An 18,570-nucleotide genomic window follows, 5' to 3' on the forward strand; every position below is an offset into this window, starting at 1 on the left:
TAAGACGCTATGTTCCAAATATGAGACAGTGGGAAAAACATGCCAGATTTAAACGGTATGATGCTATTTGCAGCCGTAGTTAGAGCGAAGGGATTCTCCCAAGCTGCACGTGAAACCGGCCACCCAAAATCCACCATAAGTCGCAAAATCGCGCAGCTCGAAGAAGAACTTGGCGTGCGATTATTACAACGCGACACCCGCAACTTAAGCCTGACTCAAGTCGGGGCCCTCTTTTATCAACACTGTGATTCCATTCGCAATGAGGTGGAAGCGGCCAAGGCGGTTATCGAGAGTACCCATGATGATGTGTCAGGATCATTACGGATAGCTATTCCAGTCTCTTTTAGCCAAGAATTAATCGCTAACCTCTGTAGCGGATTCATGCGTTTATATCCCAATGTGGAATTGGATGTCCAGTTTACCGACAACGATATCGGTTTAGTGGGTGAAGGATATGACATAGCTATCAAATATGGGCCACTGCAATCCTCTGATCTTGTTGCAAGATTACTGTTTGAGCGCCAACCGATTCTCGTGGCAAGCCCAGCCTATTTAAAAGCCCGAGGCACACCTGCAACCCCAAAGGAATTAAGCGAGCACAGCGGCATCTTACTCGGGACATCACGCTCCGCGCCCATTTGGCCCCTAGGTAAAGGCGCGCGTAAGACCATGGTAAATTTTCAACGTAAGGTCAGGGTTAATAGCCCGATAATGGTCAAACAGTTAGCCCTCGATGACTTTGGTATTGCCATGCTGTCTAACTCCGCCTGCAAGACAGAATTGGCGAATGGTCAACTGGTGCCCATACTGCAAGAATGGCCAATCGAACCCTTTAAGGTCTACGGGGTGTATTCCAGCCGCCGCCAATTAGCCACTAATATCAGTGCCTTCTTGGACTTTTTCGTCAAACGCTTTAGTAGCCAAGAAAGCCTGCAATCCTTGATGGGCTAGACGCTTTATCGCAGCGGTCTTCTCCTTTCCTTACATCGCCACGCCTTTACTCACACCACCATTGCGAACAGCTATTTTCAGGGATAACAAAAAAGCCTAGCGAATTGGCTAGGCTTTTTACGTTTAGAAATAAAATGCTAGTGCTCAGGCTGAAGGTTAACGCACAGAGCTTAAGTCGATTTGGCCTGACTGAATGAAATATGAGCCATTAGGTATAAGCGCATCGAGCATGAGCATTTTGTCCATATAACTTTACAGCTTATATGACGGCTATTTCACTAAAGTGCGCCGCTAACCACTTCTAGGGAATAATTTTTTCCTGTTTCAACACTTCTTTCGTAATGGTTTGGCGCAGCCCTAAACCATCCGAGGTTGGCATATCCATATTGGTCGCGAAGAACCACACATTATCATCGAGTTCAACCCAACCCACCCACCAACCGATTTTCGGCTCAATTCTGACCGAATAACCAGTTTTAGCCCGAATAATATAATCGGCATTCGCCTCGGTCAGCATGGCTTGTTTAACGATACGCTGACTACGCTCCGAGACATGCAACTTGTTATGGTACAGCTTGCGTAAAAATTCGATTTGCTGGATGGCCGAAATCCGAATGCCACCATCGAGCCAAAAACTGTCTAAATTGCCCGAAATATCCTCATTGCCATAATCGAAGGCATGCAGCATCTTATTCATACGTGCTTGGCCGATTTTGCGAGCAAATTCTTGATAAACAGGCACAACCGAATATTTCATTGCGGTAATTAAGTCATGGTCGCGGTTCCAGGCGGCGATTTCGCGCGTCTGCCCGTCCCATTTAAAGACTTGATGCTCATCCTTAACCACACCTAAATCGAGTGCAATCAAGCTATTGGGAATTTTAAAGGTCGATGCGGGTAAAAATGCTTGGTTCGCCCGTTTAAAATCGTTGGTATATCCCTGCTGTTTATTCTCGTTCCAGAGTACAACCACGCCTTGGGTTTTATGTTCCGTAAAGTGAGTATTCCAACTCTGAGTTTCTTGCCACTCCTTTGCTTCCGCAGGCATTCCGATAATCGATGCCACTAACAACACAGCCGATAAGGCTAATGCACGCATAACGTCCCCTTGCTCAAGGCAATAAATCCATAAAAATAAGACGTTAAGGTTACCACTGTCTCGGCCCGCTTTCCCTAGCAAACTGCTGACCAATTGTGGCAGAAAAAAGGCACGCAGCTAAAGCGAGAGATTGCCAATGCTTGCAGTCAACGAAACGAACTCACAACCTAAAAACGCCACTTAGATAACATCTATATACAAAACAGGAATAAGATCCTCGAATCACTTTAGGTAAACTCTTATACTCAAAGCAATCATTGTGACTTTTTGGCATAAGTTACATCCGCTCTAGGATGAAGCAAACCAAAACGCCTTAGGAACATCGCCCTTTTCCAGCAAAATAAGTGATTAAAATAAAAAGGAAACGCCAATGTTAAAGCCCAGTCTCGCTTTTATCCTCGCCAGCACAGTGGTGCAAACCGCAGCTGCCGTACAACTCCTAGGAGATGTGGAAGTTTCCCGCATTCCCACCGCTGAAAAAGCCATGGCTGAGGTAGTCAATCGCTATCAAGCCTTGGATGAAGGCTTGGCTAATCAATTATCTGCACAGAAGAATGAGCGCGATGCAACCCAACTTGCCGCTCGCCAGGGACACAGACTGTGGCAACAGGCGGTGCGTGATGTGCAGTCAGGGCACGTTGACGACAGATCCCTCTACTGGGCACGACTTTCAATGTTAAATAGCATCAAGAGTAATAGTGCCAATTTCAAAATGGCCGATTGGCAACAGCAGATTTTAGCCAGCGCCGTCGAAAAAGCATCGCGAGGCTTCAGTGATATTCAATACGATGACGATGTACAGATAAAAATCTTCCTGACGGGATTCGACCCTTTCTTCCTCGATAAAGACATCAGCCAGAGTAATCCTTCAGGTTTGGTTGCCCTCGCCTTCGATGGTTTTAGGTTTGATATCAACGGCAAAAAAGCCCAAATCGAAACCGCGATGATCCCAGTGCGCTTCGAGGATTTTGACCAAGGCATTATCGAGTCGCTACTCAGCCCGATTTATCGCGATCCTAAAACCCAGTTTGTTTTTACCGTCAGCATGGGTCGAAATGACTTTGATATTGAACGCTTCCCGGGCCGTAACCGTAGCGCCGCCGCGCCGGATAACCAAAATCTTTACACAGGCGGGAGCAAAACTGCGCCTGTCGCCCCCAAACTCAACGGTAAAGACTTTATCGGCCCAGAATTTGTTGAGTTTTCACTGCCCGTCGCGGCCATGCAGGTCAAAGACGGCCAATGGAAAGTTAACGACAACCATACAGTGACGACCCTAGCGCGCGGCGAATTTAATTCCAGCTCCCTAAGCGAGCTGCAAAATGAAACCTCGGTCGAAGGCTCTGGCGGTGGTTATCTCTCTAATGAGATTTCCTACCGCGCCATTGTGTTACAGCAAAAGTTCAACAGCCCTGCCAAGGTTGGCCATATCCACACACCACGAGTTAAGGGCTACGACAACGCCACCGAACAAGCGATTGTCGAGCAAGTACGCACTATGGTGATGCAGGCCGCAGCAAGCCTGTAACAGGCGCAATACTGGCATTGTCGGCAAGCGTTGGTTATGATGCAAACGCTTGCCGAGTCGTCTTAAATAGGGATTTGGACTCGTGAAATCCTAATCGATGCCTTGCGATAGCGAGAGATATTGTTTACTTGATGCTTTGCCGAATAATGAGTTAACGCCTAAGTCTATGTTTAACCCGAGATCCCTACTCAATAGCCTGCGCCGTAAAGCCATCTCACCCGCGAGTATCACACCTACTGTGGCCAATACGGCGAAAGCCAGCACGCCCCAACGCCAGCCAAAGCCACTGACACCACTGCAGCAACAAATCCTGGTACGTATCGAAGACTGTTATCAGCAGGCGGAAATCTACTTTAAGCGCCCATTTACACGGCCGTTGACCCAATTTACCCTGCGAGGACGGAGTGCTGGCACGGCCCATTTGCAACAGAATCGCCTGCGCTTTAATCCCGTATTACTCAAGGAAAATAGCGAAGCCTTCTTAGCCGAAGTGGTGCCCCACGAAATCAGTCATTTACTCTGCTTTCAACTCTTTGGTAAAACCAAACCCCATGGCCGCGAGTGGCAATCCATCATGCTCAAGCTGTTTAAGGTGAGCCCCAATACCACCCACAGTTTCGATACTCAGTCGGTTAAAGGGAAAGACTTTGAGTACCGCTGCGCCTGCGGCCCAGTTTGGCTGAGCATCCGTCGTCATAATAAAGTGCTGCGTGGTGAAACCCGTTATCTATGCAAACGCTGCCATACCCAACTCACCTTTATCGAAGCCGCCGAATAATCCGCAATACACAAAATCCTTGGCCAAAAGTACGAGCGATTTGCATAAGGCGCGGTATTTCCCTTACCATTCAGGCATAAGAGACGAGCCACAGGCTCGCGTAGTACAGATTACTTTTTGGGATAAATATTGAACAACTCCAAGATAGCCTTAAGGTCTCGGCAAGCCTTGCTGTGCCTATTCAGTTGGCTGGCGGTTTCGGCCTCGGTCAATGCCTCTCCTTCGCACCCCAATAGTTTCAGCCAAGCCAAGGTCTTGTCCCAATCCTTATATCAAGGCAGCCGTCAGGGCACCTTGCCCGCGGTTAGTTTTTATTGTGGTTGTGATATTCAAATAAAGGGCAAATCCTGGAAGCCCGATCTCAACAGCTGCGGCTATCAAGTGCGTAAACAAGAAACCCGCGCCAACCGCATAGAGTGGGAGCATATAGTCCCGGCGTGGGAATTTGGTCACCAATTACAATGCTGGCAAAAGGGCGGCCGTAAAAACTGCGCTGATAACAGCAAAGAATTCAATAAAATGGAAGCGGACATGCACAATCTGGTGCCCGCGATTGGTGAAGTGAACGGCGATCGCAGCAACTTCCGTTTTAGCCAATGGAACGGTAAGGCCGAGCAATATGGTCAATGCACTATGGTCATCGACTTTAAGAATCGCCAAGCCCAGCCGCCCGCTAATGCCCGAGGCAAAATAGCCCGCACTTACCTGTATATGCAGCAAACCTACGGCCTTAAAATCGCCTCGCAGCAATTAAAATTGTTCAAAGCATGGGATAAAAGCTATCCAGTTGATACTATTGAATGCAAACGCGATAACGCCATAGCGCAGATCCAAGGTAATCATAATCCCTTTGTGCAGAATGCCTGCAATGCGCCGCCACTGCGCCAACAATTAGCCGAATAAGGTCGACAATGAGAGTTCCAAGAATTTATCAACCTCAACCATTAGCCGTAAATCAACAGCTGAATTTAGATGAGGATGGCGCAGCCCATATTGGCAAAGTGTTGCGTATGGGCAGTGGCGAACACATTAGCCTGTTTAATGGCGATGGTCATGATTATCTTGCCGAAATTGTCGATGCGGGTAAAAAGTCGGTCACGGTAAAAGTGCTGTCCTGTGAGGCTAATCCCTCGGAGTCGCCCCTCAACCTGCATTTAGGCCAAGTGATTTCCCGTGGCGATCGGATGGAGTTCACCATTCAAAAATCCGTTGAGCTAGGGGTGAATACCATTACGCCACTGTTTTCTGACCGCTGTGGCGTCAAGCTCAATGGTGAGCGTCTCGAAAAGAAAATCCAGCAATGGCAAAAGATTGTGATCAGCGCCTGTGAGCAATCCGGCCGTAGCCAAGTGCCTATCGTTCGCCCCGCCATGGAATTACAGGAATGGTGCAGCGAACCGACCAGCGCGCTCAAACTCAACTTGCACCCAAGGGCGGCACACGGTATCAATGGCTTAGATTTATCCCATACCCGTGTACGCCTGCTGATCGGCCCCGAAGGGGGATTATCGGCGGAAGAAATCGCCATGACGGAAACCTACCAGTTTACCGATGTGTTACTCGGCCCCCGAGTGTTGCGCACCGAAACCGCCTCACTCACGGCGATTACCGCGCTGCAACTTAGATTCGGTGACTTAGGGTAAAGGTTAACCGCTAACTAGCAAATCGATTACAGGCTAATCCATAAATGTTTTTGCCTGCAACGGCAATCAATAAGGAACAGATTAATGATAAAACTCGGCATAGTGATGGACCCCATCAGTGAGATCAACATTAAGAAAGACTCCAGTTTTGCCATGCTGATGGCGGCGCAGGAAAGGGGTTACCAACTGTTTTATATGGAAATGGCCGACCTCGCTATGGTCAACGGCGTTGCCATGGGTAATATGCGTCCATTAAAAGTCATCAACGATGCCAATAAATGGTTTGAACTGGGCGATGCCCAAGACACGCCGCTGAGCGATCTGAACGTGGTGTTAATGCGTAAAGACCCGCCGTTCGATACCGAATATATCTATGCCACTTACATGTTAGAGCGCGCCGAAGAACAAGGTGTATTAATCGTCAACAAGCCACAAAGCTTGCGCGATGCCAACGAAAAACTATTCACCGCATGGTTTAGCGAATTTACTCCAGAGACCATTGTGACTCGCGATGCCAACCGGATCCGCGCGTTCCACCAAGCCAAGGGCGATATTATCCTCAAGCCACTAGATGGCATGGGCGGCACCTCGATTTTCCGCGTCAAGCAGGACGACCCTAACCTTGGGGTGATCATCGAAACCTTAACCCAATACGGCAACCAATACGCAATGGCGCAGGCCTTTATTCCTGAAATCACCAAGGGCGACAAGCGCATTCTGGTGGTGGATGGTGAGCCCGTGCCCTACGCCTTGGCGCGCATTCCGAAAAAAGGCGAAACCCGCGGTAACTTGGCCGCAGGCGGCAGCGGTGTTGCCCAGCCGTTATCTGACTCAGATTGGAAAATCGCGCGCGCCATTGGCCCAGAGCTTAAAAAACGCGGGCTGATTTTTGTGGGTCTGGATGTGATTGGTGACAAGCTGACCGAGATTAACGTCACTAGCCCGACTTGTATCCGCGAAATCCAAGCGGCATTTGATGTGGACATTACTGGCATGCTGTTCGATGCCATCGAAGCCCATCTCGCCCAGTAAGCTTGTACACCTACAAGATAATAATATTCATTGAAGGCGCCTTAAGAGCGCCTACGACTTCTAGGGATCTGATATGAGTTTCACCAAAGCGCCACTGTTACTGCTTGGTATGAGTTTATGGCTCTCAAGCCCCGTATTTGCAGCGGAAGCTGGGGCGAATGAGACGGGCCCAGCCAAGGCGCCATCACGCCCCAAAAATATTGTGATTATGATTGGCGACGGCATGGGGCCTTCCTATACCAGTGCCTATCGCTATTACAAGGACAATCCAGATACCGAAGAAGTCGAACAAACCGTCTTTGACCGTTTATTGGTTGGCATGGCAAGCACGTATCCCGCCAGTGTCAGTGGTTATGTGACCGACTCGGCCGCCGCCGCAACCGCCCTCGCGACAGGAGTCAAATCCTATAACGGCGCCATCTCGGTTGATACCCAAAAACAGCCACTGCCCACCATTCTTGAAAAAGCCAAATCCTTAGGCTTGAGCACGGGTGTGGCAGTCACGTCGCAAATCAACCATGCCACGCCAGCGGCCTTTTTATCCCATAACGAGAGCCGTAAAAATTATGATGCACTGGCATTAAGTTATCTCGACACCAACGCAGATGTGTTTTTAGGTGGTGGGCAAAAGTACTTTCCACCCGAGCTGTTAGCCCAATTTACCGCCAAGGGCTACCAACATATTACCCGCTTTGATGATCTGGCCAGCATTACCCAGCCTAAGGTCTTAGGTTTGTTTGCCGAAGTGCAACTACCTTGGGCTATAGATGAAAAAGATGCTAAAAAACTCAGCACCTTGACTCAAAAAGCTCTTAGTTTACTGTCGCAAAATGAGCAAGGCTTTGTGCTACTGGTCGAGGGTAGCCTTATCGACTGGGCGGGACACAACAATGATATCGCCGCCGCCATGGGCGAAATGGATGAATTTGCCAATACGATTGAAGTCGTCGAGCAATTCGTACGCCAAAATCCCGATACCTTAATGGTGATCACCGCCGACCATAACACCGGCGGGTTATCGATTGGCGCCGATGGCAACTACAACTGGAATCCCGAGATCCTACGTAATATCTCGGCAAGCTCAGATACCTTAGCTCAAGCAGCCCTTGGCGGTGATACTTGGCAAGCCGACCTATCCCGCGGGTTAGGCTTTGAATTGACCGAAGAAGAAGTGGCTAAGTTAAATGTTGCCAGAATGCAGGGTTTAGAAACCATGGCCGTTGCGATTCGACATGTGATTGATAAACGTACTGATACGGGTTGGACTACCGGCGGCCACACGGGGACCGACGTGCAAGTCTTTGCCGCAGGCCCTGCCTCTGAGTTGTTTAACGGTCATCAAGACAACACAGATATCGCCAATAAGATTTTTAGCCTGTTACCTAAGCCTAAAAAGCCAAAAGCCCCCGCACAGGTATCGACTCCAGCACCTATACCAGTTCAGCCACAGGGCTAATTTGCTGCTATTGGCTAGGGATAAGGGATAAGGGATAAGAGTTAGCCCACGCGAATATCACGCTGGCTAACAGATAAAAGGCAACCGTGTTTACACAGTTGCCTTTTTTATTGGCTTTCACTCCGCACTGTTAAAGTGAGCGCAGTGTTGCAGCATCCCTTAAGTCGGCGGCTTGCAGGCTGGCTCGTAGCCGAATAAGGGGTATAATGCCCGCACTTATTTTTTACGGTAGCCATGCAGTGTTAACGAATCCATCGCAAGTCATTATCCGCAATCAGGAAACCCTGAGCCAACATAAAGTCTTAGTGCTAAACCATGAGGCAGACTCATTGCCCAAAGCACTGCTCGATGTTGCCCAGTCCGTCGATGCCCTCGCCTTGGATTACCACCATTACCTGCATTTAGCGCCGCAGGCCAATGCCAAACTGCGTTGCTATTTTGGCCATCAGTTACCCCACCAGGATAAGTACGACACTGTGATTGTGTACTTTCCTAAGGCGAAGGCATTAGCGCCCTACTTGTTTAATCTAGCCGCTAAGCACTTAGTGGCCGATGGTCAACTCTTAGTCGTGGGAGAGAACAAAGGCGGGGTTAAATCCTTAGTCAAACTGCTACCCAAATACTTTGCCACCGGCGTTAAACTCGATAACGCGCGCCATTGCCTACTCTTTGGCAGCAGCCTAATCGATACCGCGCCTGAGATTAAACTCCGCGATTGGACTAGCCAGTATCAACTCGCCACCCCGCAGGGCGATATCACCATCTGCAACTTAGTCGGCGTGTTCAGTGAAAAGCATTTAGACCAAGGCACAGAGCTATTGCTATCGCATTTGCCAACGCTTTCTGGCCGAGTACTGGATTTTGGCTGCGGCGCCGGTGTGATTGCCGCTGCACTGTTAAAGGCACAACCGACTCTGTCGCTAGAATGTATTGATATCAATGCCATGGCGCTGGCGTCTTGCGAACTTACACTGGCGGCAAACGGCATGACGGCCAAGGTTTACCCCTCAGATGGACTGGCGCAAACCAGTGGTAAATTCGACGGTATTATCTCCAACCCACCGTTCCACGATGGCCTTGCCAGCACCACCAGCATTGCCCAAGGTTTTGTTGCCGATAGCGCCAAGCAATTACAATCAAAAGGGATTTGGCAAATCGTCGCTAACCGCCATTTGCCCTATTCGGACACCATCGCCGCCGAGTTTGGCCAATTAACCGTGCCGGCGGAGAATAACAAGTACAAACTCTATTATTTCCAACAGGCCTAATCTTAAGCCCCGCTCGATTGTGAGTGGGGCAACACCCTTCGCCTCTATACCTTCCAATATCCTTTATGGTTAAGCCTCAACTTAGCCATGGTAAATTGCTGCCAATACAATCAATTATTTGGAATTTTTGGGGCAGCCTCGATATGATAAGTCTCGACTCCCAATATGAGTATGAGGCTAAGCATTTTGAGCAAATTTAACTGGTTCAACTCACTCAGATACCGATTAACCTTTTTCTTCGGTGGGATCAGTCTTATTTTCTGTCTTGGTTTTACCAGCTATTTATCTACCATTACCTCAGACAAACTGCTTAATGCCTATGCCAATCAATTAACCATGATTGGCCGTTCAATTGAAACCACCATCTCGAACAACATTGACGAACGTGCCCGAGAAATATCGCTATTGAGTAAACGCGCGCTCTTTTCAGGCGCTAGCGCTAACTATCCACAGATCCGCCAAAACCTCGATAATATAAAAGCCTCCTACGAATACTACTCATGGCTTGGGTTTGCCGATATCAATGGCGTCGTCCAATACGCGGCCGATGGCACGCTTGAAGGCCATGACGTATCCAAACGCCCATGGTTTATTAATGGCAAGACAGGCGTGTTTATTGGCGATGTACACGATGCCGTATTGCTCGCCAAGGTGTTAAATATCGATAAAAATGATCCTCTGCGCCTAATCGATTTTGCCGCCCCAGTGTTTGATACCAATAACAACTTGCTTGGCGTCGTTGCCACCCATTCAAACTGGAAATGGGTTAACACTGTGATTGAATCGGCGCTGGCAAGAAGCCAGCAACAGACAGGGATAGATGTGCAAATCGTAAGCCGTGACGATGGGATTTTGTACCCGCAAGCCTCGGCGGATCAGCACCTTCCTCAGGATTTACTCCCCAAAGACAACAGCAGTCAGCTTATTCAATGGCCTGATGGTCATGAATATTTAACGGGTGTGACCACACTAAAATCAACCTTGATGGATCAATTGGGCTGGCGCATTGTCGTTCGCATCCCGAAAAATATTGCCCTGCAAGAGATCACCGAACTACAACGCCAACTTCTCTGGGTGAGCGTCATTGCGGTCTTGCTGTGCCTGTGGTTTGTCTACCGCATGTCGATTTCAATGAGCTTACCGCTCGAGCGATTAATTACCGTCACCAGAGAGATCCAAGCAGGCAAAGAGCAAGTCAAATTCCCCAAATCGAATGGTTTGATTGAAATTTCATTCTTAATTGATGCCATTCAAAAGATGACCTTCTCGCTATTGAGCCATGAGAAGAGCTTAATGGAAATGAATCAGACCTTAGAAAATAAAGTCTTAGAGCGCACCAAAGAACTCGAATCGGCCAATCAAGAGCTTGAACGATTAAGCAGACGAGATCCCTTGACGGATCTCCACAATCGTCGTTCGGCCGCCGAACATATCGACAGCGAATTTACGAGACTCAAACGCTTTGGATTGGCTTATTCGATCCTGATGGTGGATATCGACCATTTCAAAAAGATTAACGATACCTATGGGCATGAGACGGGCGATATTGTGTTAGTCGAAGTCGCTAAGTTATTAGCGCAATCGGTACGTAAAGCCGATTTAGTCGCTCGTTACGGCGGTGAAGAGTTTTTAATTATACTGACTGGCACAGACAGTGGTGATGCATTAACCCTTGCAGAAAAAATAAGAGCATCCATTAATACGACCGAATTCTCTGTCGTAAAAAATGTCACCGCCAGCATTGGCTTATCGACTGTCGAGCAAGCGGATGAAACCGCCTACGATGTCGTAAGACGAGCCGACACCGCCCTTTACTTAGCCAAAACCACCGGCAGAAATAAGGTTTGTACTTAATTAACGCAGCTAAAGCAGAAGGTGGAGTCCAATAGATTCGAATACGGCATTTATATAGATATTAAAAAGCGGCCATGGCACTAATAGTCGCGTTGGCAATAATGCCAATCCTAACTATCCTCTAGCTGTTAGTTCAGCTAAAAGATATTGCTTTAAAGCTTGCTAGCACTCATTTAGTTAACCGAAAACTGACGCTTTAATTGCCTTAACAGTTCATCGATTCCTATGTTTTGCGTTTCTTCATGAATGAGCAAATCAGATGGGTATACAGTCATATTCAAATTTAAGTCGCTTTTCGCGTTTTTACAGATGGTGTATTTGATGGAAAGCTGATAAGTTCTTTGCATACAGATAGTTAACTGTTCGCGTTTTCACTGTTCCAACGAGACAAACGCGCATGCGCATGCGCATGCGCATGAATAAAATGTTATATTTTAAGGAGTAATTGTGGCACTTAAATTAAAAAATGCATTCTGGATCATTAAAAATGTTGCAGAAGAAAATGAATTTACGGTTGATAAAATTAGTGATGAAAAATATCAACTTCATTTAAGTAAATTTCATGGAGTTGATTTCGAAGTAAGCGCTAATTCATCTGGATATATTCAATGCAAACAGTGGGACGAAAATAGAGAAGAGTATAATCGAGCTGTATATTCATTACGCAGTGTAACTGACGTCATATCTTTTTGTTCAGTCTTAGTAAATAGTGCGTTAATCCGTGCTAAGCGTAATTAAAATATAACAAGGCGCTAAACTAGGACAAAGTTAAATAAGCTCGTCGCTTCGCTCGATTTTAGCTTATTCAATTTTGCCTGTTAGCTAAGCGTTAACCTCTAGAGCAAGTATGAAGCACATTATTAGTAAAGATTTAGGCATTGAAGAATTTAAAAAGAGATTCTCAGAAATCAGAGAATCCTTTTTGGATTCATTAAGAACTGCAAGCGAAGGTTATAAGAACGTAAGATACTTTGCTTGTGATGAAAATGGGGCAGCTATTAACTGGGTGTGGGACGATGAAACCTTCAGCCATAACAAGGAAGAAGGCTCTCTTGAAGAGGCAATTCAATTTGCCAATAACATGATAGATAGCGGCATGTGTTTCTCCTACATGGGATGTTTATCAGACTCAGGTGAGCCTGAAGTTTGGCTGACGACTTTTGAATCTCCCATAGAAAAGCCGACATGGCCAAGCAATAAAGAACCCCAATTTGAGCTGACTCATGGGGGTGTAATCTGTGAGTAGAAAAGGGGAATCAAATGTTAAGCCATAGAATTTTGAATCCTAACTCCACGATTTAATCCTAACCCCCACAAATTAAAGCAAAGCACCTAGCTTACCTTTGCCCAAACTTAGATTACTCGAAGCTTTTAATTAGCCCCCGCCGGGATAGAAGCCTTATCCCCTTAAGAACGCCTCATCGCAGCCAATCATATGCCGCTGAGTGGATAGGATTTTTATGGTTTTGTGAACGGTATCAAATGCAGTAAGCGCTGAATTACCGAGTGCTTTACCTTTTAGCCCCCTTCCCTAGCATAGTGAGCACAGTTGTAAAGTTTGATTTTTTGTTAAAATTAAAAGTCAGCTAATTTTATCCCCGTGCTAAATCCTCCGCAAAAAACCAAAGATAACACTAAGTTATCGGTAATATCTCAAATAAAAATCTATTTAAAAATCAACAAATAGACAGCACACCACAAAACATCAACATTTACGTTTTTTCGCGACGAAAAGGCTTCTTTGAGCAAAGTTTCTACTGTTATACTCAGGTGGCTACTAAAACAAAAATAAAACAAATGGATAGGAAGTGCTCTATGTTGGCCCCTGAACTTCTTGAGCTAAGCAGCGATAAAACCAAGGCGGAATTACGCTTGATTCCGAATGAACACGGTCCCATTACCCGTGATGATGTGATGCGTTTATTGTCCGTGCCAGAGTTCGCCACCCTATTCCCCCTCGAGCCTGCAATAGATAAAGTTATCGCGCAAACCAATTCCCTATGCCATCAAGAAGATGGTAAATACGAGCTATTTGCCGTACTAGCAGAGCGCCGCGATGGCAGCGTAAAAATCGAGCTCAGCCAAGATAAAATGCAAGCCACCATGATCTTAACCGCCCCTTGGGGAGGTAAAGCCGTCGATTTACCCGAAATCCTCACGCAGCTAAAAAAAGACAATGTTTGCATGGGCTTAAGTAAGCTTAAAATCCAAACCTTGCTGCAAAAAATGACCAAGTTAAAACCGGGTGAAAGCTGCCAGAGTGAAATCGCTCAGGGTAAGGCCGCGATCAATGGTCAAAATGCGGTGCTGGAGCGTAAAGTCTCCCTCGCCCGTGAACGCCTATTGCAGCCGCAGGAGCGGGAAGACGGTACTGTGGATATGCGTAATCTCGGGGCGATGATCATGGTCAAGCCCAACGATCTGCTAATGATTAAGCATCCCGCGACCGAAGGGTCTCCCGGCTATAACATTAAAGGCGAAGTCCTTAAGCAAAAACCGGGGAAAGATCTGGTATTACAACCGGGTACTGGTACCGACTTCCACCCGAAAGACCCCAATAAACTCATCGCCACAGTGGCAGGCCAACCCGTTGAAACCCGTACTGGCATGAATGTCGACGATGTGTTGCAACTTAAAGATGTGGATATCAGTACCGGCCATATCAACTTTAAAGGCAGTATTTTAATCACAGGCGATGTGCACGAAGGCATGATGGTTAAAAGCTCAGGCGATATTACCGTGATGGGCTTTGTCGATTCGGCAACTCTCGAGGCCGATGGCGATATTACGGTGAGCAAGGGCGTGATTGGTCGCCAAGTCAGAGTGAATGAGTTCTCCACCAATATCACGGCTCAGGGGCAGATCAGCGCCCAGTTCGTGCAATATTCCCAGTTAACGGCTAAGGGTAATATCCTGATCACTAAGCAATTACTCCACAGTAATACCAAAACCGCAGGCACGCTCACTGTAAGCGATCAGAGCGGCCGCCGTGGTGACTTAGTGGGTGGTGTCGTGCATGCCGAAAAGGGCCTCACCGCCGTCGTGATAGGCGCAACCGCAGGCACCAAAACCGAAGTGTACTGTGCCATGGAACAGGGCGAACTCAAACAGAATCTCAAGCAGCTGGAGGAGAGCGTGCATGCTATGGTGGTGGCGACGCTGGATATCGAGGCTCGCCTGAAAAAACTGCCGCCGAAATCCGAATGGCAGAGCGACCCTATCATGATCGAACAGATCAAGATGATGCTCGATGAGAAGAATCGCATCTTAGCTGAACGTTCTCGCGAAGAATTAGAGTTCGATAGCCTCAAGCAAGAAGTCGAAACCTATTACGACAAGTATCGTATCGATGTGATTAAGCACGTATTCCTCAATGCCAAGTTCCATATTGGTCAAGCCAATCACAGAACCACCCGCGAACACGGTACCTGCTCAATCACCAATCTGAATCAAGAGATTAACTTCGATTACAACGCTAAACCTAAGGCGCAAGCGGCAAGCCATTAACAGGGCAATCATCAACACCCGCTAAGGGTTCATTCCATTGAGTGAACTCTTAGCGCGAATGCTTAGCCTGAATGCTTTGCTGCCCGCCATGCTCCCCCATTTAGGCGACTTGCCAGAGAAAATCCCCCAACGCCTTTCATCTTCGCCTAGGTCGGTGGCATACTGACCTCAATACAGCCCTTTAGCACAGACTCTGTCGGCTAAAAGGCTAAGCACATAAAAAGCCTACGGGATTGCGCATGACTCAAGTGAAAATGGCAGACATTGAATGGCCTGCGGTAGTCAAACTCACTCAAAATGACGAACTACTCTACCTCGCCCATCAACGGGATTGGTTAGAACTTGCCTGCCTGTATCAACATCAATTTGTTGACTCGGATTTATTACTCGACAGTCTCGGTAACCAATATCTGATCCGCGCCACTCCAAGCACCATTCATGAAGATCCCATAGGCGAGCTACCTAAGCTCCTCAAACAAGAGCAAAAATTGCCGCTTACCGACTTTATCAAATGGGTACAAAAGCACGCCAATGCCATAGGCCAGTGCTGCGTTGCTAAGTTAGCCTTCACCACCTTGGCCCAAGGGATGGAAATCGTTCGCAGCTTAGATGACTAACCCAGCTCAAAGAAATCGCGAGCGATCACAATAAAAATTAAGATGATCCTAAAAGCTAATATCCTCAGTCACATTTCACAGGCATAATTTGTCATACACGGCGCAGGCCGTTTTGCCCAAAGCGATTGATATTTATATGCCAAATTATCGCTGGGCATCATTCGGATACACATACAAACGGACCCTAAATTGGAACTACTTAAGATTGACTGCTTAGGCAAATCGCTGCGTTTGGAAGGCTCACTCGCAGGTTGGCAACAACTCTTTTGGGACAATACCTTAGTCTCACAAAAAGCCGCATCGGTCGAAAATGGCGGCCTCAAAGTCCATGAATTTGAACTCACCCAGCACCAGAGCCAATTGGCCAGCGATACCGGCGAAACACAGGTTTTAGAACACAAAATCCAAGTACGCCTCGAGACCGACGTGGTTTGGCAGCCGTTTCGATTCGATTACCGCCTGTTGGTCGATGAAGAAGTGATTGCCCAAGGCACTCGCACCGAGAAAGATATCGAGCGTCAAACCCCTGAAGTCCCCGTGACTAATCCACAAAAAATCAGTTTTGTCGGCTTAGCCTCCCTCGGCTTTAAGCTGCTCAAGAGTGCCAAAGTAATTAAAGTGGTGCTCGCAGGCGCGAGTGTGGCGGCCTATTCTTGGCTGTTTTCCTTCCAATTTGCCTTGGCGCTTATCGCCTGTTTGGTCTTCCACGAATACGGCCATATCCGCGCGATGAAGTATTTTGGGATGAAAACCAAAGGGATTTATCTCATCCCCTTTATGGGCGGACTCGCGCTGAGCGATGAAAAGATTAACACCCGCTGGCAGGATGTGGTCATCTCGATTATGGGACCGACCTTTGGCCTGTTGATGTCGGTAGGCTCGCTTATCGCTTACCACATGACGGACAATGTCTTCTTTGCGGGGCTTGCGGCCTTTAACGCGCTACTTAACCTATTTAATTTATTGCCGATTTTACCCCTCGATGGCGGCCATATTTTAAAGAGCATTAGCTTCTCGATGAACAGCATCATGGGCTTAATCGCCTGTGTGATTGGCGCCGCCTTTGGGGTGTATATCAGCTATACCTTGGGACTTGCCCTGCTCGGTTTTCTATTGCTTATCGGTAGCCTAGAGATAGTGTTCGAGTGGCGCACTCGCCATCAAAGCCACCTATTGCCGCTAGATAGATATGGGCAGATTTTCTCGACCATTTGGTATCTGGTCACCGTTGCCGCCCTCGTCGGCATTATCTGGCACTTAGCGGGCACGGGCGATGATATGTTAAGCCTGCCACTGCATATTCTGCGCAGCTAATCACGACTCGCATTAAGATAAAAGCGAGATAATAAAAAACCGCTATAGCCTTAGGCATCGCGGTTTTTTATTTATGAATGATTCAATTAGTTATCCGCTAATGGCGGCGCTATATCGCCCCCACCTAAGGCTTGGTAGAGTGTCGCTTGGGCCGTTAATTGGTTATAGCGATTCTCCAGCAATGCGGCCTCGGCGCTGCGGCGATTCTCCTGCGCATCGATCCAATTTTGAATGCCGATAGCACCATGGCGATATTGGCTCTCATAAATGGCTTCGGCCTGGGCGGCGGCGCTAAATTGCAGCTCAAGCTTCTCACCTTGGTAAGCGTATTGCTGCTTGGCCGAGATGGCGTTATCCACATCCTCGAAGGCGCTGTAGAGGGTTTTACGATAGCTGACGATGGCCGATTGATAGTCGATATCGGCAATATCATTGTTGATTTGCATTTGATTCCATTGCAAAAAAGGCAGCACTAAGCCCGCACCTAAACTCCCCACGGGATTACGCAATAGCTCTTTTAGCTCTGAGGTCGACTCCCCTACGCTGCCAGTCAAACTCAAGCTTGGGAAGTAACTGGCATAGGTCGCATCCTTACTGGCGAGCGCCGAGCGCAATTGATACAGGGCCGCCTTCACATCGGGACGACGGCCGACCAAGTCGGCGGGAATGCCGACGCCAACCTCAGGCACCGCACTGTCCGGCAATTGCTTGATCTCAACCGCCACTTGCCCCGGGGCACGATTGAGTAAGATCGCCAGAGCATTCTCGGCTTCAACCAACTGTTGCAGCAGTTGGCTGTGGGAGGCCTCTTGCCCCGCTAAACTGCGTTGGGATTCGAGCACATTCAGCTCTGTCACAGCGCCCGAGGCATATTGGCGCTGGGTTAACGCCAGCGTTTGCCGACTGTGTTCAATACTCTTATTGCTCAGTTCAATCCGCTGATGCAAATAGCCAATCTGCCAATAGAGTGACGCCGTCGTCGCGACGAGACTCTGCGCCGTGCTCTCCCTATCTTCGAGACTTGCCAGCGCAGTCCATTGAGCTTGGTCGATATTGGCCGACACTTTGCCCCAGAGATCCACCTCATAGCTTACCGACAGGTTCGCCTGAAATGCCTTGCTCGAACTGCCGCCCTCCAGTGGTTTATTCACCGAGGCCGTATTATTGGAGCTGAGCTGTGGATACAGATCATCCCGCGCTAACCCCGCCTGTAAACGCGCCTTTTGCAAGGTTAAGGTGGCGAGCGTCAGGTCATTATTACTGCTGAGCACTTGGCTAATCAGCTGGTTCAATTCGGGTTGATTAAACTTCTGCCACCAAGGGTCTAGGCTCACTTGACCATTCACTTGGGTGTGCTGCCACTGCTCAGGCACCTGTAAAGCAGGCGGTTCAAAGTCGGAGCGCATCAGCGCGCCACAACCTGACAGCAGCGCAATGCTGATGGCAATCACGCTGAGCTTGAGCGTTGAACCGACACGGCGGCTTACTTCGTTTTGATGCGTTAAAACTCGATTATTCATTCA

At 48.0% G+C, this 18,570-nt stretch carries 16 protein-coding genes; 14 read left to right on the plus strand and 2 right to left on the minus strand.

Annotation, left to right across the window (positions count from 1 at the left end; all coding sequences use genetic code 11):
- Positions 1–39 precede the first annotated feature (39 nt).
- Entirely contained in the window at positions 40–951 is a 912-nt protein-coding gene (locus N5E87_RS17450; protein ID WP_011621492.1) for a LysR family transcriptional regulator, read from the plus strand.
- Between the two features lie 301 nt (positions 952–1,252).
- Here the strand turns inward: N5E87_RS17450 and blaOXA are convergent, their stop codons facing one another.
- Entirely contained in the window at positions 1,253–2,050 is a 798-nt protein-coding gene (gene blaOXA / locus N5E87_RS17455; RefSeq protein ID WP_279775528.1) for an OXA-48 family class D beta-lactamase, read from the minus strand.
- Positions 2,051–2,420: 370 nt separating this feature from the next.
- Here blaOXA and N5E87_RS17460 point away from each other — a divergent pair, with 370 nt between their 5' ends.
- The 13 genes from N5E87_RS17460 to N5E87_RS17520 all read left to right on the plus strand — a co-directional run bounded on the left by N5E87_RS17460 (position 2,421) and on the right by N5E87_RS17520 (position 17,047).
- Entirely contained in the window at positions 2,421–3,578 is a 1,158-nt protein-coding gene (locus N5E87_RS17460; protein ID WP_279775530.1) for a hypothetical protein, read from the plus strand.
- Positions 3,579–3,744: 166 nt separating this feature from the next.
- Positions 3,745–4,356 carry a SprT family zinc-dependent metalloprotease gene (locus N5E87_RS17465; RefSeq protein ID WP_279775531.1) on the plus strand — a complete coding sequence of 204 codons (612 nt, stop codon included), beginning with the start codon at positions 3,745–3,747 and terminating at the stop codon, positions 4,354–4,356.
- 126 nt (positions 4,357–4,482) lie between these two features.
- On the plus strand, positions 4,483–5,259 hold the full coding sequence (endA, locus tag N5E87_RS17470) for an endonuclease EndA (protein ID WP_279775863.1): 777 nt from the start codon (positions 4,483–4,485) through the stop codon (positions 5,257–5,259).
- 8 nt (positions 5,260–5,267) lie between these two features.
- Positions 5,268–5,999 carry a 16S rRNA (uracil(1498)-N(3))-methyltransferase gene (gene rsmE / locus N5E87_RS17475; RefSeq protein WP_249556185.1) on the plus strand — a complete coding sequence of 244 codons (732 nt, stop codon included), beginning with the start codon at positions 5,268–5,270 and terminating at the stop codon, positions 5,997–5,999.
- Positions 6,000–6,083: 84 nt separating this feature from the next.
- A complete protein-coding gene (gshB, locus tag N5E87_RS17480; RefSeq protein ID WP_278892980.1) occupies positions 6,084–7,031 on the plus strand; it encodes a glutathione synthase in 948 nt (315 codons plus the stop codon).
- 73 nt (positions 7,032–7,104) lie between these two features.
- Positions 7,105–8,487 carry an alkaline phosphatase gene (locus tag N5E87_RS17485; protein WP_279775532.1) on the plus strand — a complete coding sequence of 461 codons (1,383 nt, stop codon included), beginning with the start codon at positions 7,105–7,107 and terminating at the stop codon, positions 8,485–8,487.
- 239 nt (positions 8,488–8,726) lie between these two features.
- On the plus strand, positions 8,727–9,755 hold the full coding sequence (locus tag N5E87_RS17490; protein WP_279775864.1) for a methyltransferase: 1,029 nt from the start codon (positions 8,727–8,729) through the stop codon (positions 9,753–9,755).
- Positions 9,756–9,941: 186 nt separating this feature from the next.
- A complete protein-coding gene (locus N5E87_RS17495) occupies positions 9,942–11,609 on the plus strand; it encodes a diguanylate cyclase (RefSeq protein ID WP_279775533.1) in 1,668 nt (555 codons plus the stop codon).
- Positions 11,610–12,056: 447 nt separating this feature from the next.
- The gene (locus tag N5E87_RS17500; protein ID WP_279775534.1) at positions 12,057–12,347 is read left to right on the plus strand and encodes a hypothetical protein; all 291 of its coding nucleotides are present in this window, start codon (positions 12,057–12,059) and stop codon (positions 12,345–12,347) included.
- A gap of 109 nt (positions 12,348–12,456) precedes the next feature.
- The gene (locus tag N5E87_RS17505) at positions 12,457–12,855 is read left to right on the plus strand and encodes a hypothetical protein (protein WP_279775535.1); all 399 of its coding nucleotides are present in this window, start codon (positions 12,457–12,459) and stop codon (positions 12,853–12,855) included.
- Between the two features lie 569 nt (positions 12,856–13,424).
- Complete coding sequence (locus N5E87_RS17510) at positions 13,425–15,116, plus strand: FapA family protein (protein WP_279775536.1); 1,692 nt, start codon at positions 13,425–13,427, stop codon at positions 15,114–15,116.
- Between the two features lie 239 nt (positions 15,117–15,355).
- Positions 15,356–15,733, plus strand: a complete 378-nt coding sequence (locus N5E87_RS17515; RefSeq protein WP_279775537.1) for a DUF4144 domain-containing protein — start codon at positions 15,356–15,358, stop codon at positions 15,731–15,733.
- Between the two features lie 189 nt (positions 15,734–15,922).
- Positions 15,923–17,047, plus strand: coding sequence for a site-2 protease family protein (locus N5E87_RS17520; RefSeq protein WP_086902809.1), 1,125 nt, complete (start codon positions 15,923–15,925; stop codon positions 17,045–17,047).
- An 86-nt stretch (positions 17,048–17,133) separates the two neighbouring features.
- Here the strand turns inward: N5E87_RS17520 and N5E87_RS17525 are convergent, their stop codons facing one another.
- Positions 17,134–18,567, minus strand: a complete 1,434-nt coding sequence (locus N5E87_RS17525) for an efflux transporter outer membrane subunit (RefSeq protein ID WP_279775538.1) — start codon at positions 18,565–18,567, stop codon at positions 17,134–17,136.
- Between the last annotated feature and the right edge of the window lie 3 nt (positions 18,568–18,570).

This window comes from Shewanella sp. GD03713, from assembly GCF_029843705.1.
In the GTDB taxonomy this organism is placed as follows: domain Bacteria; phylum Pseudomonadota; class Gammaproteobacteria; order Enterobacterales; family Shewanellaceae; genus Shewanella.